Here is a 17,288-nt window from a genome sequence, read left to right as displayed (position 1 = left end):
GACAAGGTCTCTTCTGCGGAGTGCGCCCACGATCACATTAGTGAACAGCGAATAGACAAAAATTTACAAATAAGTCTATGAACCATATCAAATTCTAATGATTTAGTGAGTAAATCATCAATGCCGGTATTGTCTTATAGCCAGAATTTTGTCAAGCGCGCCCGCAGACAGTACACTACGCGGCAGAGAATGCCCCATGCAGGATAGAAAACGTGACCATTAAACTGATTGTCGGCCTGGCCAACCCCGGTGCGGAATATGCCGCCACCCGGCACAACGCTGGCGCCTGGTATGTGGATTTACTGGCGGATCGCCATCGCGCGCCGCTGCGCGAAGAGAGCAAATTCTTCGGCTACACCTCGCGCATCAACCTGGCGGGCGAGGATGTTCGCCTGCTGGTGCCCACCACCTTTATGAACCTTAGCGGTAAAGCCGTGGCCGCGATGGCAACCTTTTATCGCATCAACCCGGACGAAATTCTGGTTGCCCATGATGAGCTGGATTTGCCGCCGGGCGTGGCGAAATTTAAGCTTGGCGGCGGCCATGGCGGCCACAACGGCCTGAAGGACATCATCAGCAAGCTCGGCAATAACCCGAACTTTCACCGCTTACGCGTCGGGATCGGCCATCCGGGCGATAAAAACAAGGTTGTCGGCTTTGTGCTCGGCAAACCGCCGGCCAGCGAGCAGAAACTGATTGATGATGCCGTCGACGAAGCGGCGCGCTGTACGGAAATCTGGTTAAAGGATGGTCTCACCAAAGCGACCAACCGTTTACACGCCTTTAAGGCGCAATAAGCCGTTGTCGTGCGGCATTTTTGCCGCGCACCGTGTATAATAGGCAAAGCTATTCAATTTTCTGCAATCTGTTCCTTGTAACAGATTGATTATCCAAAGATTAAGGTGATTTAAATCATGGGATTCAAATGCGGTATCGTCGGTTTGCCCAACGTCGGCAAATCCACCCTGTTCAATGCGCTCACCAAAGCGGGTATTGAAGCGGCCAACTTCCCCTTCTGTACCATTGAGCCGAACACCGGTGTCGTACCGATGCCCGATCCGCGTCTGGACAAGCTGGCTGAAATCGTCAAACCGCAGCGTATCCTGCCGACCACCATGGAGTTCGTTGATATCGCGGGCCTGGTTAAAGGCGCGTCCAAAGGCGAAGGTCTCGGCAACCAGTTTCTGACCAACATCCGCGAAACCGAAGCTATCGGTCACGTGGTTCGCTGCTTCGAAAACGACAATATCATTCACGTCGCGGGGAAAGTGAACCCGGCGGAAGATATCGACGTTATCAACACCGAACTGGCGCTGTCTGACCTTGATACCTGCGAACGCGCGATTCACCGCGTCTCCAAAAAAGCCAAAGGCGGCGATAAAGACGCGAAAGTTGAGCTGGCCGCGCTGGAGAAATGCCTGCCGCAGCTGGAAAACGCCGGTATGCTGCGCGCGCTGGATCTGACCAAAGAAGAGAAAGACGCCATCCGCTATCTGAGCTTCCTGACCCTGAAGCCGACCATGTACATCGCGAACGTCAACGAAGACGGTTTCGAGAACAACCCGTACCTCGATCAGGTTCGCGCCATCGCCGAGCAGGAAGGGTCTGTGGTGGTGCCGGTGTGCGCCGCGGTTGAAGCGGACATCGCCGAGCTGGACGATGAAGAACGTGACGAGTTTATGGCTGAGCTGGGCCTCGAAGAGCCGGGTCTGAACCGCGTGATCCGCGCTGGTTACGCCCTGCTGAACCTGCAGACCTACTTCACCGCTGGGGTGAAAGAAGTGCGCGCATGGACCATCCCGGTAGGGGCGACTGCGCCGCAGGCAGCCGGTAAGATCCACACCGACTTCGAGAAAGGCTTTATCCGCGCGCAGACCATCGCTTATGAAGACTTTATCGCCTACAAAGGCGAACAGGGCGCGAAAGAAGCCGGTAAAATGCGCGCTGAAGGTAAAGATTACATCGTCAAAGATGGCGATGTGATGAACTTCCTGTTCAACGTCTGATCCCGCTGGCTGGCATTTCTGCCGCCATCGAGTAATAAAAAATCCACGCTCCGGCGTGGATTTTTTTTCGTGCGCCAGACGGCGCGCTACTCCACGATATGGGTCTCTTCTGCCGCTTCGTAGCCATCAACGATCTGCACAATCTTTTTTAACTCGTCCTCAATAAAAGCCGGGGTGGCGCTTTCCCCTGAGGCCGGGTGATGAAGCTCCACCGAGATGCCGCTGGCAGCATTGGTCAGCGACAGGCTAATCTCCTGCGGATCCGCCGCAGACGAGGGTCGCCCGATATGCTGCGCGATGGTCGCCGCCGCCGCGCGCGTATCGACTTCCGCGAGATGCCCCCACCTCATTTCAACATGCCCCTGCTGCCCTGCCTTTATCACCTGCAGCGTATAACCGCTTTTTGCCATTGCCATGTCTTATCCTCCGGTTTCATTGCCCGGGCGACACATTCTCAGCCCGGTTTTATCAGCAAAGTTCGAACACTTCCGCCTTGCCGTTAATGACTCTTTTCCACATAGGTCTGCATATTTTCTTTGGTCACTAACTCAAACGGGATCCAGACATGGGACTCGACTTTTTCTCCTTTAATCAGCTTCAGCGCCACCGCTAAGGCCGTTTTGCCCTGACCAACGGCATCCTGGAAGACTGTTACCTGGATCTTATCGCTGGCCAACGCTTTTAGCCCATCCGGCGTGGCGTCGATCCCGCCGATCAGCAACTTCTTCTGGCTCTTCTCTAGCGCCATCGCCGCGCCAATCGCCATCTCATCGTTGTTCGCCGCCACAATATCAATCTCTTCCCCGTTACCTGCCCAGTTCTGCATCAGATCCATTCCCTCGCTGCGGGAATAGTTGGCCGGCTGTTTCTGCACCACTTTCATCGCCGGGTATTTGGCCACCACCTGCTCTACGTCTTTGGTGCGCTGCAGCGCGCCGGCATCGGTGAGATTGCCGATCATGATGGCGACGTTGCCTTTGTAGTTTGCCAGCTTCGCCAGCGCTTCCATCTGTAATGTACCGGACTCCCGCTCGTCCGATCCGACAAACACCACGCCAGGCGGTAACGTTTTATCCCCCGGCGTCCGGTTCACATACACCAGCGGCATTCTGGCCTGCTGCGCCATCTTCGTCAGCTGCGGGGTGCTGGCGGAGTCCACGGGGTCCACGATGATGGCGTCCACGCCGGAGGCGATGAAGCTCTGCACCTGATCGGCCTGGCGTCCGGTGTCGCCGCGGGCGTCTTCGAACTGCACATCGACGTGACGGGCTTGAGCTTCTTTCTCAATGGACTGACGGATAATGGTGAGAAAGTTTTGATCGAAGTAAGCCATCGAGACGCCGATCTTATCCGCTAATGCCGAAGCGGAACTGGCCAGAAGGCCTACTAACAGGATGATTTTACAGTGCTTCATAGCATGCCCTCAGAGGTCGAAATAAAATTTTCAATATAAACACAAACGGTATATTTAAATCATTTTCAGACTACGAAGGGCGTTCGGTTCTTGCAATCATGATGTAAAGAAAATGTTGCCATGCGCACATTTTATTTTACCGCCTCACTCATCAAGGCCTCACCGGTTTCGGGGAGCGCAGCGGGCGGCGAGGCCGGCTGATTTCGCTTCAGTAGGGCATTCTCCACGATCGGCTGTTGCAGATGCAGTTCGGCGAGGCTGCCGCGGGCGGCAGACCAGGGTTGACCCACGGGGAGCGCGGCCACCTCGCGCAATTGCTCTTCCAGCGGAACGGCGCGGTTAAGCGACTGCATGATGGCAAACACCGCCGTTTTCAGTTCGCTCACCGTCAGGTGCTTCCCCTTCTGCTCGTCGAGGGCATTGAGCTGACCGGCGAGCCGTTGCAGCTGCCGCATGCCCTCCGCCCAGCCGGTGAGGTGTTCCGCGGGCAAGCTGCTCGGCATACGGCCAGTTAATATTCGGCCGCGCCGGGTGGTTGAGCTTGTTCATTTCTGCACGCAGCGCAATAAAATCGGCCAGCGTGCGCGGGTCGCCACCGGTTTAATAGCGGAGGTCTGTATGTGTTGTCATCATGATGTCTGTCAGCGCGAGGATTAGCGGGCGGAGCGAGCGTCAAGGTACTGCTGGCGGTTGAGGTGGCGGATCAACACCCGGCCATTGCCAGGCGCTACATTACCCCGTATTTTGGGTTTCCGCTGTGGGCGGATGAAGTCACGATCGCGAGAGGAACAATGAAACCGTTATTTGTCTATGGGACGCTCTGTCCCGGTCGCAGCAATGCGCATATTCTGGAGACGATCGGGGGCGAGTGGCGTCCGGGCTACGTCACTGGCACCTTTTACGCGCGCGGCTGGGGCGCTGCCGCTGATTTTCCGGGGATCGTCCTCGACGCCAACGGCCCGCGGGTCAACGGCTATCTGTTCCTGTCCGACCGGCTGGCGGCGCACTGGCCCATGCTGGACGAGTTTGAGGAGGGGTACGATCGGGTGTCGGTTGAGGTGACCACCGACGATGGACAGCAGGTCAGCGCCTGGATTTATCAGCTCCAGCCCCGGGAGTAATCCCCCGCCAGTCTCGCGCTACTAGCCACAGCGGCCCAGCACGTCCGCGGGTCTGGCGTCGTTTCCGCCAATGCAGGTATACTTGCCAGATGTTTCCTAAGCTTCAGATACGCAAATGACAAAACTTACCTTACAAGAGCAGATGCTCAAAGCCGGCCTGGTCAGCAGCAAAAAAATGGCCAAAGTCCAGAGAACGGCGAAAAAATCCCGCGTGCAGGCCCGTGAGGCCCGGGAAGCGGTGGAAGAGAATAAAAAAGCCCAGCTGGAGCGCGATAAACTGCTCAGCGAGCAGCAAAAGCAGGCGGTGCTGGCGAAAGAGTATAAAGCCCAGGTCAAGCAGCTGATTGAGATGAACCGCATTACGGTCGCCCGGGGCGATATCGGCTTTAACTTTACCGATAATAATCTGATCAAAAAAATCATGGTCGACAAGACCACCCAAACCCAGCTGATTAACGGCCGTCTGGCGATTGCCCGCCTGGCGGTGGATAACAAACCTGAAGGGGAGTATGCGATTATTCCGGCGGTCGTGGCAGAGAAAATTGCCCAGCGCGATGCCAGCAGCATCGTGTTGCACAGCGCCCTGAGTCAGGATGAACAGGATGAAGACGATCCGTACGCCGACTTTAAGGTGCCCGACGACCTGATGTGGTGATCGCGGGCTTCCGGCGGCAGGCGATCAGAACGAGCTTGCCTGCTGGATATGCATCGGCTCGCGGCTGACGGGATGGACAAAGCGCAGCTCGCTGGCGTGCAGCATCAGCCGCGGAGCCTGTTCCGTGCCCGGCAATTCCCGGCCGCCATACAGATCGCAGCCAAGGATCGGATAGCCCAGCAGCTGACAGTGGATCCGCAGCTGATGGGTGCGCCCGGTCTCCGGGGTAAGCGCCACCCTCGTCAGCGCCAGCGCCCTCTCCCCTTCCCGCGTCTGGTACAGGCGGTCAATGACCCGGTAGCGCGAACGCGCCGGTTTGCCGTGCCGGACACTGATCGACATGCGCGGGAAACGGGCCGGGTCTTTGGCGATCGCCGCCTCCACGACCCCCTCGTCTTCCGGCAGATGGCCGCACAGCAGCGCCGTATAGACCTTACCCACCGTGCGCTGGCTGAACTGTTGGCACAGCGCAGCGTTAATCCCCTTGTTGCGGGCGACCACCATCAGACCGGAAGTGCCGAAGTCAAGGCGGTGTACCAGGGTACAGCCCGGAAAGCGCTGGACCAGTCGATGATGGACAGAGTCGAGGTTGCGCGGATCTTTGCCTGACAGGCTCAGCAGCCCGGCCGGTTTATTGATTAGCAGCAGGTGTTCATCCTGATACAAGAGGGTGATCTGGTCGCGGCACGGCGGCGCGACAAAGGTATCGATAATGGTGGACATCAGGCGGCCCGAAGAAGGAGTGGCCGGCGATAGTACCCCATTTTGTCCGCCGGTACGACGCTGGCGCACGATCCGCCCTCGCGGCGGTGTCATTTATCACCCACACTTATCGTAAAGGCATGGTCTGCGCAGGCAATGTGCTTTACACTGCGCGCTGCAAAATTTGAGTTAACCAACGAGTAAGAACGGTAATGGCGATGAACGGAACAATCACAACGTGGTTTAAAGATAAAGGTTTTGGATTTATCAAAGATGAAAACGGCGAAAACCGGTATTTTCATGTGATTAAGGTCGCCAATCCCGATCTCATCAAGAAAGACGCGGCGGTGACTTTCGAACCAACCACCAACAATAAAGGGCTGTCGGCCTACGCGGTCAAGGTCATTCCGGAGAGCAAATATATCTATATCGCCGGCGAGCGGCTGAAGCTGACCTCCATCAAGTCCTATGTGGTTTACCGGGAAGAAGAGCCGGTCGAGACCCGCGTGGATAAAGAAAACGCGGTACTGTCGGTCGGGCTGCTGATGAACAGCATCCGGCCAAAATCCACGGTGCAGCCGGGAGAGATGCGCTCGGTGAAAAAGCTGGCGATCACCACCTTTCAGGGGACAACCCTGATCTTCTCGGAAGACGAAATCGATATCGATGCCACGGTAAAACTGCTCAAGGTTTGACGACCCGGCGTGCGGTCAGCCGCGCGCCCAGTCACCTGCCGAGCCGATTTTCGTCGCCATCGCCCCTCACCGGACGGGGCGAGGCGTCAGACAGCCGATAAGGATGCCGCCGCCATGCCCGTAAATTTTGACTTCAACGATCTCTATGCCTTTCGCGCCCTGATGGAGTATGGCAGCTTTCGGCTGGCCGCAGAATCCATTTGCCTGTCGCAGTCGGCCCTCAGCCGGCGCATCGAAAAGCTGGAGACCGCCTTGGGCAACCGGCTGTTCGAGCGCACCACCCGCCGCGTGACCCTTACGCTGTATGGACAGAATTTTGCCGAACGTTCAGAGCAGCTGCTGGCCCACGTCGAGACGGTGCTGGCGGATATCAGCCAGGTCAGCAAGGCGCGCACCGGGCTGGTGACGGTGGCGACGGTACCCTCTGCCGCCTACTACTTTATGCCGGACATCATCCGCAGCTTTCAGGCGCGTTATCCCCAGGTGCGTATCCGGCTGATTGACAGCAGCGTCGGGAATGTGATCGAGGCGGTCAGCAGCGGACAGGCTGACTTTGGGCTCTGCTTTGCCAAAAACCTGCCGGCCAGCATCGAATTCACCCCGCTGGCCGACGACCGCTATGTCGCCGCCTGTCGGCATGACCATCCGCTGGCAGGCAGGACGCACCTCAGCTGGCAGGCATATTTTGAACAGGATTATATTGGCCTCGATCGGGTCTCCGGCAACCGGACGCTGCTCGACCGGGAGCTGGCGCATCTGACGCCGGCGCGGCCAAGCATTTGCGAAACCCGCCACGTCACCACGATGCTGGGGATGGTGGAAGCGGGCATCGGCATTGCCGCCGTGCCCGCGATGTCAATGCCCGCTGGGGAGCATTCCGTTCTCCGCGCCGTGCCGCTAACTGACCCGGTGGTCACCCGCACGGTAGGCCTGATCCGCCTCAGCGGCCGTATTCAGTCCTACGTAGCGGCAGAGCTGGAGAAGCTGATTATTGAACAGTATCCTTCTGGCTGACCGGCGCAGCGGCGGCCACGCTTCGCATACCGGTGGCGTGGATGGTCTCCTGCGCCGCCGGTGAGGCCAGATAGGTCAGCAGCGCCTTTCCTTCCTGCGGGTGGTCGGCGCTGACGGTCACCGCCCCGGCAAAGCGGGTGATGTACTGCAGGTTATCCGGCAGTTCGCCGACGAAGGTTACGCCGGGCACCGGCAGCAGTTCGCTCACCTGCTGAAAACCGATCGCATAACGTCCCTTCGCCACTTCCGAGGCCACCGGAATACGCTCCACCATCTGCGCTTTGCTCTGCATCGCCTCATCAATGCCCAGGCGGTGGAACAGCGTCGAGCTGACATAGCGTCCGCTGGCGCTGTCGGAGTACGCGACCGACGGGGCAGCCAGCAGCGCCGCCCGCAGCTGGTCTGCGCTGCGGATGGCCGGCAGCGGCGCTCCCGCTTTCACCACCACGCCGATGGGCGAGTCGGCCAGCTCCCGGCGCGAATCCGGCTGCGTTCGGCCCGCTTTCTCGAGGCTGGTCAGCGCGTCGCCGACCATAATCACCACGTCCGCGTGTTCGCCCCGCGCCAGGCGGTTAGGGATCGCCTGCGGCGTTTTCCCCATTGACGGGCCGGGGATCACCACGAGATGGTTGCCAGTTTGTTTTTCCCACGCCGGGGCCAGCTTTTCCAGCGCCGCTTTGAAGCCGCCGGAGATCATCACGGTGACCTCAGCGGACAGCGCGCTGCCGCCGGTGGCGGCCAGCAGCAGCGTGGCCAGCAGGGTTCCTGTCGTTTTACGCATCATCCTCTCCCTGATTAACGTGCCGTCTGCAGCGCGACGGCGCTGCGGCGATAGAGGTAGCAGGTGGCCAGCAGACCGCAGACGGCGGCAAAGCTCATCCAGTAGCCAGGGGAGGCTTTATCACCGGTATATTCGATCAGCGCCGTGGAGATCACCGGCGTGAAGCCGCCAAACAGCGCGGTCGCCAGGCTATAGGCCAGCGAGAAGCCTGCCACGCGCACTTCGGCGGGCATAATTTCGGTCAGCGCCGGGATCATCGCCCCGTTGTACATGCCGTAGATAAACGACAGCCACAGCAGCACGCTCAGCATCATCAAAAAGCTCGGCGCGTTCGCCAGCATGGTCAGCGCAGGCCAGGCAGTAGCCAGCGCCAGCAGCGTCATGGCAATCAGCACCGGCCGGCGGCCAAAGCGGTCGGACAGCGCCCCGCCCACCGGCAGCCAGAAGAAGTTGGAAATCGCCACCAGCAGCGTGACCAGCAGGCTGTCAGAGGCGCTGAGCATCAGCACTTTTTTGCCAAAGGTCGGCGCATAGACGGTGATCAGGTAGAACGCGGTGGTGGTCATCGCCACCATCATCATCCCCGCGATGACCACCTGCCAGTTCGCCAGCAGGGTGGCGAACACCTGGCGCATCGCCAGGTGATGGCGGCGGGCAGTAAACTCCTGGGTCTCCTCCAGCTTACGGCGCAGCACAAAAATGAACGGCACGATCAGGCAGCCAAAAAGGAACGGAATACGCCATCCCCAGTCGCTGATGGCGCTCTGCTCCAGTACGGCGTTGAGGGCAAAGCCCATCGCGGCCGCCACCATGATGGCGACCTGCTGGCTGCCCGACTGCCAGCTGGTGTAAAACCCTTTGCGGCCCGGGGTGGCGATCTCGGCCAGATAGACGGATACCCCGCCCAGTTCAGCGCCGGCGGAGAAGCCCTGCAGCAGACGGCCGATCAGCACCAGCAACGGCGCCCACAGGCCAATGGTCTGGTAAGAGGGGATCAGCACGATCAGGAAGGTGCCGGTGGCCATGATCGACAGGGTCACAATCAGCCCTTTGCGCCGCCCAACCTTGTCGATATAGGCGCCAAGCACGATGGCGCCGATGGGCCGCATCAGAAAGCCGGCGCCAAAGACCGCAAAGGTCATCATCAGCGAGGCGAATTCACTGCTGGCCGGAAAAAAGGTATGTGCGATGTAGGTGGCATAAAACCCGAACAGGAAAAAGTCGAACTGTTCGAGAAAGTTACCGGACGTGACGCGCAGAATGGCGCCGAGCCGATCACGGGTACTCATCAGTGAGGTTGTCGAATGCATGCAGGTCTCCAGTTTGTTATCCACGCGTTGTCGCGCGCCTGTTGCTGAAGACTGAAACAGAACCCGGTATGAAATAAGCGTAATAAACGCATCCATTGATGCAATTTACGCATAAATAACATTTAGCTAATTAACATTACTTTTATATACAATCATTTAACACTTTCTGTACCCTCAGCATCGGTGGTGGAGATGAAAATGTGAGTTTTCCGTTTTGTGACCGAGGCCAGGGTACGCGGTTGCGCCCCCGACGGTATAAGACATGCCTGGTCCGGGATGGTTAACGCGATGCGCAGCGGCGATAGGTTAATAACCCGGATGTGGCCTCAGGGCGCCGGCGCCGTGGCGACGTTCCCCAGCGTCTGCAGCAGGGAGATCAGCCAGCGGGTGGCCTCGCGTTTCCCGCTGCGTTTATGGGCGTAAATCTTGACGTCAAACGGGGGAACCGGAAACGGCAGCGGGAAAATGGTCAGCCGGGCGGCGCGAGCCATCGTCTCCGCCGCCCGCCGGGGCAGCGCCATCAGCAGATCGCTCTGCTCAATAATAAAGGGGGCGCTCAGCATCGAGGGCGTTTTCACCGCCACCTGCCGCGAATAGCCCTGCCGCTCCAGCTCGCAGTCCAGCACCCCCTGCCGCTCATTCCACGGGGTTACCACCAGATGACGGGCCGCAAGATAGGCGTCCAGGGTCAGCGCCGTGCGGTCAGCCTGGCTGATGACCACATATTCGTCCCGCAGCCAGTTGATCTCCTCAAGATCGGGATGGGCTGGCTCGTCAGGGGTGTTGAACCCGAGAGCCAGGTCGACCTCGCCCGCCAGCAGCTCGGTCAGCGCCGGGCTATGGGGCAGATAACGAAGCTCAAACCGCAGCCCGGGCGCCTCCCGCTGCAGGCGGTGCATCAGCGTCGGAAAGACGCAGAATGCGGTGAAATCGGTGATCGCAATCTGCATGCAGTCGGTGCTGGCGGTCGGCACAAACGCCGCCGGCGGCGTCAGCTCCTGATTGAGAAATTTCAGCGCCGAAGCGATAGAGGGCGCCAGCTGGCTGGCATAGACGCTGGGACACATCCGGTGGCCTTCGCGATAGAACAGCGGGTCGTTGAGGGCGCTGCGCAGCCGGGAAAGCGCATGGCTCAGCGCCGAGGTGCTCATCGCCAGCTCTTCCGCCGCCAGGCGCACCGAGCGGGAGCGATAGACCGCGTCAAAGACCGGCAGCAGGTTGAGGTCAATCCGGCGCAGGACTGGATGCATAATATTCATCATTTGCTGATTTCATTGCACTTAATTCTTTTCACAATACCGCTTATGCTCTGGGTCAGCAATGTTGCTTTCCTTGATACCATTCAGACAGGACGACCCATGAGCATCACGATCCGCCAGGCCACCCCGGACGACGCCACCGCCATTTACGACATGATTTATGAACTCGCGGTCTACGAGAAAGCCCCCGAAGAGGTGGTGACGACGGCAGAGGAGATCAGAGAGACGCTGTTTGCCAGCAGCAGCAAAACTGAGGCGCTGATCTGCGAGGTGGCGGGCAAAGCGGTGGGCTACGCCGTGTTCTTCACCAGCTACTCCACCTGGCTTGGCCGCAATGGCATCTATATGGAAGATCTGTACGTGACCCCCGACTATCGCGGGATCGGCGCCGGGAAAGCGCTACTGAAAACCATCGCGCAATATGCTGTACAGCGTCAGTGCGGGCGTCTGGAGTGGAGCGTGCTCGACTGGAACCAGCCGGCGATTGATTTCTATCTGAGCATTGGCGCGCAGCCGCAGGATGAGTGGGTGCGTTATCGCCTCACGGGCGATGCGCTGCGGGCCTTTGCGGAGTAAAGCGGCTCGCCAGCAGGTCGGCGCCAGGCGTCGACCTGCTGGCCGCGGATCAGGCTTCGACCGCGCTATTCTGCAGCTGCGGACCGGCCAGCGCCAGACGCGCGCCCGCTTCGGTATCGCTGTACTGCTTAAAGTTATCCATAAACAGCTGAGCCAGACTCTCCGCCTTCTCCTGCCACTTATCCGCTGAGCTCCAGCCATTACGCGGATCCAGCACCGCGCTGTCGACTCCCGGAATGCTCTGCGGGATCGCAAGATTGAATACCGGGATTGCCTCATCGCGCAGCGGGCCGGTGGTACCGTTGAGGATTGCGCTAATGATGCTGCGGGTATCGCGCAGCGACAGGCGTTTGCCCTCGCCGTTCCAGCCGGTGTTGACCAGCCAGGCTTCCGCACCGGATTCCGCCATCTTCGCCGCCAGGACGCTGGCGTACTGGGTCGGGTGAAGCAGCAGGAACGCCGCGCCGTAGCAGGCGGAGAAGGTCGGCGTCGGCTGGGTAATGCCACGCTCGGTGCCCGCCAGCTTCGAGGTGAAGCCCGACAGGAAATGGTACTGCATCTGCTCGGTGGTCAGACGGGAGACCGGCGGCAGGACGCCAAACGCGTCAGCGGCAAGGAAAATGACCTTCGACGGATGGCCTGCGCGGGACACCGGCTTGACGATATTGTCGATATGCGACAGCGGATAGGAGACGCGGGTATTCTCGGTTTTGCTGCCGTCGGCATAATCCACGCTGCCGTCGGCGCGCACCACCACGTTTTCCAGCAGCGCATTGCGGCGGATGGCGCCATAAATCTCCGGCTCCGCCTGCGGGTCGAGATTAATGGTCTTGGCGTAGCAGCCGCCTTCGAAGTTAAATACCCCGTCATCGTCCCAGCCGTGCTCGTCATCGCCAATCAGCTGACGATGCGGGTCGGTGGACAGCGTGGTTTTGCCGGTACCGGAGAGGCCGAAGAACAGCGCGACGTCCCCTGCTTCGCCACGGTTGGCCGAGCAGTGCATCGACGCGATGCCTTTCTGCGGCAGCAGGTAGTTCATGACCGAGAACAGCCCTTTTTTCATTTCGCCGCCGTACCAGGTGCCGCCGATGAGCTGAATACGCTCGCTCAGGTTAAAGGCGACGAAGTTCTCGGAGTTCATGCCCTGCGCCTGCCAGTTGGCATTGGTGCAGCCGGCGCCGTTGAGCACCACGAAGTCTGGCGTAAAGCTGGCCAGCTCGTCGGCGCTCGGCACGATAAACATGTTTTTGACAAAGTGGGCCTGCCACGCCACCTCGGTAACGAAGCGCACGCCAAGGCGGGTGTCCGGGCTGGCGCCGCACCAGGCGTCGATGATGTACAGTTTTTTGCCGCTCAGCTGGCCTGCGACCAGGCTTTTCAGGCTGCGCCACACGTCTGGCGATAATGGCTTATTGTCATTGCGGCCGAGGCCGGAGTCAGCCCACCATACGGTGTCGCGAGTCTGCTCGTCTCTGACGATATATTTATCGCGCGGCGAACGGCCGGTGAAGATACCGGTATCCACTGCCACAGCGCCAGAGTCGGTCATCACGCCGCGGGCCGCGCCGGTCAGCTCAGGGGAGGTTTCATGTGCAATAAGCAAATCGTAATCAGGGTTGTAAAACAATTCGCCGCTTGCATTAATCCCCAGCTCCTGCAGAGCCATTTTTACTGATTCAATTTGTTGTGACATGGAACTCCTGACAAACTATTTAAGGTAAGAGGCCTGGGTTATTCATTGCTTTCGTCTTCGTCGCCCGCTATTGAATAAGATAATTCCGGGGCAATGAAATAAAGCAATAAATAACCGTGAGTCGCGATTTCATATCGTGCTCATGTAGGGTCGCCGATACGCATTCATAAATCTCAACTTTCCAAAAAATGTTAACACCTGTCGATAATTATGTTAATTGCATAGTTTCTATGCGCTATGCTAAAATTGCATAGCCTTTATTGCGTTTTTGAGGACTGGATCGGTGTTGGCAAATCTGGAAGTTAAATGGCTGTATGATGTGATTGCTCTCGAGGAGTCACGCAGCTTTACCCTGGCGGCCAAAGCCCGCAATATTTCCCAGTCCTCGTTCAGCCGACGCATCCAGTCGCTGGAGGCTTCCCTCGGATTCAGCATCTTCGACCGCAGCGCCAACCCCCTGCAGTTGACCAACCGCGGGAAAATTTTTGTCGGCTATGCGCGAAATATGCTCGACGATATGGATTTTCAGATCAGCCGTATTAAAGGTTTAAATAACACCACGCAAAAAATAAGAATCGACGCCGCGCCTTCGCTGTCGGTGTTATTGCTGCCGGAAATTATCGCCGGTTACACCGACCGTAAAAATAAGACTTTTCATGTTGAATCGATTAACGTCAACGACGCCGTATTTAACCTGAAAGAGGGTAAAAGCGATTTTATCCTCTCCTTCTATAATGAAGAATTAATGAACTATCCGTTTATTAATCATAAAATTTTTGATTCCTACCTGCACCTGGTCTCCCCCTGCGACGAACATGGCCGGCCGCTGTTTCATTTACATCGCGGCGTGCTGCCGCTGATGAAATACGCCAACGACAGCTATATGGGGCGCCAGGTGAACCAGGTCATCGACCGCACGCCGGAGATCACCTTCTCCCTCACCTTTGTCTCTTCCATGAGCGAGCTGCTCAAGCGCATGATCCTCAATGGCGACGGCGTGGGCTGGCTGCCGCAGTACTCTATTCAGCGCGAGCTGGACGAAGGCCGTCTGACGATCCTCGATGAGAGCCTGTCGCTGCCGATCGGCGCCTGGCTCTACCGCTCCGGCTCGCGGCTTAACCAGGCCGCCGAACGTTTCTGGCAGCACATTAAAACCCGTAACGAAGCGCAGGATTAACTCTCTCAGCCGCTGATCCCCAGATACGCCTTACGCACCTCCGGGTCGTTGAGCAGCGCCTGGCCGCTACCGCTCAGGCGGATTTGACCGTTCACCATCACATAGGCGCGGTCCGACAGGTTGAGGGCATGGCGGGCGTTCTGCTCCACCAGAAACAGCGTCATTCCCTGGGCCGTCAGCTCGCGCAGGATCTGAAATATCTGCTTCACCACCAGCGGCGCCAGCCCCAGGCTCGGCTCATCCAGCAGCAGCAGGCGCGGCCGGCTCATCAGCGCCCTGGCGATGGCCAGCATCTGCTGCTCGCCGCCGGAGAGGGTCATCGCCCGCTGTCCCCGCCGCTCTTCCAGCCGGGGGAACAGCTGGTACATCCGGGCCTTGTCCTCGGCCTGATAGCGGTTGCCGATGGCAATGGTCCCCATCAGCAGATTCTCCTCGACGGTCATATCGGGAAAAATGCGCCGCCCTTCCGGGGCCTGGGCGATGCCGTTGCTGGCGATAAAGTGGGTCGATTTCCGGCTGATCGCCTCCCCGCGATAGAAAATCTCCCCGCCGGCAATGCGCGGCTGGCCGAAGACCGACATCAGCAGCGTTGATTTACCGGCGCCGTTGGCGCCAATCAGCGCCACCGTCTCCCCCTCGTTGACGGTGAGGGAGACCTGCTTCAGGGCGTGGATCGGCCCGTAGAAGACATCCACCTCATCAAAGGCAAGCAGTGGCTGGCTCATCGGCGGGTCTCCTCTTCCTCAGCGCCAAGATAGGCGGCAATCACGCTGGCGTTGGCCTGGATCGCCTGCGGCGCGCCGCGGGCGATGACGTCCCCGTGGTCGAGCACGATGATATGATCCGAAATCTCCATCACCATCCCCATATCATGTTCGATCAATAGCACCGTGATGCCGTGCTGCTGACGCAGAAAGCGGATAATCCGGCTCAGAGCCTGGGTTTCCACCGGGTTGAGTCCGGCCGCCGGCTCATCCAGACAGATCATCTCCGGGCGGGTGCACATGGCGCGGGCGATCTCCAGCCGCCGCTGCTGTCCGTAGGAAAGCGTTCCCGCCAGACGGTTGGCGCAGTCCACCATCTCCACCACCTCCAGCCAGTAAAAAGCGCGATCCAGCGCCTGACTCTCCGCCTGCCGATAGCCGCGGGTATTGAGGATCCCGGCCAGCAGATGGCGGTTAACCTGGGTATGCTGGGCCACCAGCAGGTTCTCAATCACCGACATCTCGCGGAACAGGCGAATATTCTGGAAGGTACGCGCCAGGCCGGCACGGTTCACCAGATGGGTGCCGCCGAACATCTTGTAATAGATCCGCCGCCCCAGCTGCGCCGGGTGGAGAAAATCGTCCGGGTGAAGCTTTTGCCCCAGCACCTGAATGACATCGGTGACCTTTTCCCGCGCCCGCAGCACGATGCTCCCCCCCGTCGCCCGATAAAAGCCGGTCAGGCAGTTAAATACCGTGGTTTTGCCCGCGCCGTTGGGGCCGATCAGGGCGGTGATCGACCCCCGCTCCACCTCCAGATTGACGTCATTCAGCGCTTTGATGCCGCCGAAATGCATCATCAGATGCTCAACGCGTAAGATGCTGTCGGTCATGGCGCGACTCCTTTTCGCCACGCTACCCCGCTGCGGCTGGTGCGCACCAGGCCGCGCGGCCGCCAGATCATCATCATCACCATCAGTACGCCAAACAGCAGCACGCGATATTCGTCAAACCCGCGCAGCAGCTCCGGGGTGACCGTCAGGACAAACGCCGCCAGCACCACCCCCAGGGTGGAGCCCATTCCTCCCAGCACCACAATCGCCAGGATCAGCGCCGACTCAAAAAAGGTGAACGACGTCGGGTTAACAAATCCCTGATAGCTGGCGAAGAACACCCCGGCGATGCCGGCGGTCGACGCGCCGAGCATAAACGCCGAGAGCTTGACCAGCACGTGGTTGAGCCCCATCGCCCGACAGGCGATCTCATCCTCGCGCAGCGCCTCCCAGGCGCGGCCGATGGGCATCCGCGTCAGGCGATGCTTCACCAGCAGCACCAGCATCACCACCAGGCACAGCACGGCGTAGAGAAAGATGAATTTCAGGTTGGGGTTGTAACTGACGTGGAAGAACTCATGGACGGGGATGCCGCCATCCTTAGCCCGGCGGGTAAATTCGAGGCCAAACAGCGTAGGGGACGGCACCGGTACGCCGTTAGGGCCGCCGGTGAAGCTCACCCAGTTGTTGAGCACCAGGCGGATAATTTCGCCAAAGCCGAGGGTGACGATAGCCAGGTAGTCGCCATGCATGCGCAACACCGGAAAGCCGAGCAATGCCCCGGCGAGGGCCGCCATCACCGCCCCCAGCGGCAGCATCGCCCAGAAGCCGAGCCCGAGGTACTGGTAGCCCAGCGCCAGGCCGTAGGCGCCGATGGCGTAAAACGCCACATAGCCCAGATCGAGCAGCCCCGCGAGGCCCACCACAATATTTAACCCCAGGCCAAGCAGAACGTAGATCAGCCCAAGGATGGCCACGGTCAGCAGATATTTTGTGGCGAGAAACGGAAAGACAATGGCCAGGCCCACCAGCATCGGCATTATCCAGCGCAGCCGCGAGCGGTAGCCCGGCGGCCGGACGTACACCCCGTCATCCGCCCCCTCAAAGCGGGCAATAAAGGCTTTTCCCCTGTGGCTCTGCAGCAGCAGGCTGAGCGCCAGCCTGCCGGCCATCACCACCGCCACCAGGATCGCCACCCGCGCGGGCGCGAGGGTAAAGCCATACCCTTTGAGCACCACGCCGACGATCGGGCCAAAGACAATTAATGCGCAAAGACCGGCCAGCACGCTGTCGATCAGCGCGCTTTTGATTTCCCGCGCAGGCTGGCGCGTCAGTTCACCCATAGAGC

At 59.2% G+C, this 17,288-nt stretch carries 18 protein-coding genes and 1 pseudogene; 8 read left to right on the top strand and 11 right to left on the bottom strand.

The genetic code is table 11. The features are described 5' to 3' along the window. Positions 1-212: 212 nt before the first annotated feature. Positions 213-797 (top strand): aminoacyl-tRNA hydrolase, encoded by a 585-nt coding sequence (pth, locus tag ACLH1I_RS03850; protein ID WP_004180389.1) that lies wholly within the window; start codon positions 213-215, stop codon positions 795-797. Positions 798-914: 117 nt separating this feature from the next. Next, positions 915-2,006, top strand: coding sequence for a redox-regulated ATPase YchF (gene ychF / locus ACLH1I_RS03845; RefSeq protein ID WP_004203224.1), 1,092 nt, complete (start codon positions 915-917; stop codon positions 2,004-2,006). Between the two features lie 86 nt (positions 2,007-2,092). On the opposite strand, the gene ACLH1I_RS03840 is transcribed toward ychF, so the two are convergent. From ACLH1I_RS03840 to ACLH1I_RS03830, 3 genes and pseudogenes are all read right to left on the bottom strand, one after another. Next, positions 2,093-2,422, bottom strand: coding sequence for a DUF1869 domain-containing protein (locus ACLH1I_RS03840; RefSeq protein ID WP_004203225.1), 330 nt, complete (start codon positions 2,420-2,422; stop codon positions 2,093-2,095). An 83-nt stretch (positions 2,423-2,505) separates the two neighbouring features. Then, entirely contained in the window at positions 2,506-3,420 is a 915-nt protein-coding gene (locus tag ACLH1I_RS03835) for a sugar ABC transporter substrate-binding protein (protein WP_004203227.1), read from the bottom strand. 131 nt (positions 3,421-3,551) lie between these two features. Beyond that, positions 3,552-3,914 (bottom strand): annotated as a pseudogene (locus ACLH1I_RS03830) (VasL domain-containing protein); the annotation flags it as partial. Positions 3,915-4,211: 297 nt separating this feature from the next. On the opposite strand from ACLH1I_RS03830, the gene ACLH1I_RS03825 reads away from it, so the two are divergent. Next, on the top strand, positions 4,212-4,541 hold the full coding sequence (locus ACLH1I_RS03825) for a gamma-glutamylcyclotransferase family protein (protein WP_004203231.1): 330 nt from the start codon (positions 4,212-4,214) through the stop codon (positions 4,539-4,541). A gap of 115 nt (positions 4,542-4,656) precedes the next feature. After that, entirely contained in the window at positions 4,657-5,196 is a 540-nt protein-coding gene (locus ACLH1I_RS03820) for a DUF2058 domain-containing protein (RefSeq protein WP_017899854.1), read from the top strand. 24 nt (positions 5,197-5,220) lie between these two features. Here the strand turns inward: ACLH1I_RS03820 and ACLH1I_RS03815 are convergent, their stop codons facing one another. Beyond that, complete coding sequence (locus ACLH1I_RS03815) at positions 5,221-5,919, bottom strand: RluA family pseudouridine synthase (RefSeq protein WP_032456279.1); 699 nt, start codon at positions 5,917-5,919, stop codon at positions 5,221-5,223. Positions 5,920-6,110: 191 nt separating this feature from the next. Here ACLH1I_RS03815 and ACLH1I_RS03810 point away from each other — a divergent pair, with 191 nt between their 5' ends. Together ACLH1I_RS03810 and ACLH1I_RS03805 are read left to right on the top strand one after the other, a co-directional pair. Beyond that, positions 6,111-6,593, top strand: a complete 483-nt coding sequence (locus ACLH1I_RS03810; RefSeq protein ID WP_004203243.1) for a cold-shock protein — start codon at positions 6,111-6,113, stop codon at positions 6,591-6,593. Positions 6,594-6,707: 114 nt separating this feature from the next. Continuing rightward, on the top strand, positions 6,708-7,607 hold the full coding sequence (locus tag ACLH1I_RS03805; RefSeq protein WP_017899856.1) for a LysR family transcriptional regulator: 900 nt from the start codon (positions 6,708-6,710) through the stop codon (positions 7,605-7,607). On the opposite strand, the gene ACLH1I_RS03800 is transcribed toward ACLH1I_RS03805, so the two are convergent. From ACLH1I_RS03800 to ACLH1I_RS03790, 3 genes are all read right to left on the bottom strand, one after another. Next, positions 7,582-8,391, bottom strand: a complete 810-nt coding sequence (locus ACLH1I_RS03800; protein WP_025999205.1) for a substrate-binding domain-containing protein — start codon at positions 8,389-8,391, stop codon at positions 7,582-7,584. The genes ACLH1I_RS03805 and ACLH1I_RS03800 overlap by 26 nt on opposite strands. An 11-nt stretch (positions 8,392-8,402) precedes the next feature. Continuing rightward, positions 8,403-9,698 (bottom strand): MFS transporter, encoded by a 1,296-nt coding sequence (locus ACLH1I_RS03795; RefSeq protein WP_151628725.1) that lies wholly within the window; start codon positions 9,696-9,698, stop codon positions 8,403-8,405. A gap of 326 nt (positions 9,699-10,024) precedes the next feature. Continuing rightward, positions 10,025-10,957, bottom strand: coding sequence for a LysR family transcriptional regulator (locus ACLH1I_RS03790; RefSeq protein WP_049003803.1), 933 nt, complete (start codon positions 10,955-10,957; stop codon positions 10,025-10,027). A 99-nt stretch (positions 10,958-11,056) separates the two neighbouring features. On the opposite strand from ACLH1I_RS03790, the gene ACLH1I_RS03785 reads away from it, so the two are divergent. Then, a complete protein-coding gene (locus ACLH1I_RS03785) occupies positions 11,057-11,533 on the top strand; it encodes a GNAT family N-acetyltransferase (protein ID WP_004203250.1) in 477 nt (158 codons plus the stop codon). 49 nt (positions 11,534-11,582) lie between these two features. Here ACLH1I_RS03785 and pckA read toward each other — a convergent pair whose 3' ends face one another. Continuing rightward, on the bottom strand, positions 11,583-13,226 hold the full coding sequence (gene pckA, locus ACLH1I_RS03780) for a phosphoenolpyruvate carboxykinase (ATP) (RefSeq protein ID WP_004203251.1): 1,644 nt from the start codon (positions 13,224-13,226) through the stop codon (positions 11,583-11,585). A gap of 283 nt (positions 13,227-13,509) precedes the next feature. On the opposite strand from pckA, the gene ACLH1I_RS03775 reads away from it, so the two are divergent. Further along, positions 13,510-14,403, top strand: coding sequence for a LysR substrate-binding domain-containing protein (locus tag ACLH1I_RS03775; protein WP_004203253.1), 894 nt, complete (start codon positions 13,510-13,512; stop codon positions 14,401-14,403). 5 nt (positions 14,404-14,408) lie between these two features. Here the strand turns inward: ACLH1I_RS03775 and ACLH1I_RS03770 are convergent, their stop codons facing one another. Genes ACLH1I_RS03770 through livM form a run of 3 tightly spaced genes read right to left on the bottom strand, consistent with a single transcriptional unit; the run spans position 14,409 to position 17,283 of the window. Continuing rightward, positions 14,409-15,128, bottom strand: a complete 720-nt coding sequence (locus ACLH1I_RS03770; protein ID WP_032456283.1) for an ABC transporter ATP-binding protein — start codon at positions 15,126-15,128, stop codon at positions 14,409-14,411. Further along, on the bottom strand, positions 15,125-16,000 hold the full coding sequence (locus ACLH1I_RS03765; protein WP_004148803.1) for an ABC transporter ATP-binding protein: 876 nt from the start codon (positions 15,998-16,000) through the stop codon (positions 15,125-15,127). The genes ACLH1I_RS03770 and ACLH1I_RS03765 overlap by 4 nt, the downstream gene beginning before the upstream one ends. After that, entirely contained in the window at positions 15,997-17,283 is a 1,287-nt protein-coding gene (gene livM, locus ACLH1I_RS03760) for a high-affinity branched-chain amino acid ABC transporter permease LivM (protein ID WP_004203256.1), read from the bottom strand. The genes ACLH1I_RS03765 and livM overlap by 4 nt, the downstream gene beginning before the upstream one ends. Between the last annotated feature and the right edge of the window lie 5 nt (positions 17,284-17,288).

This window comes from Klebsiella sp. 1SOBk10mer (assembly GCF_046602535.1).
Taxonomy (GTDB): Bacteria; Pseudomonadota; Gammaproteobacteria; order Enterobacterales; family Enterobacteriaceae; genus Klebsiella; species Klebsiella quasipneumoniae.
This window is presented reverse-complemented; position numbering and strand designations above follow the sequence as displayed.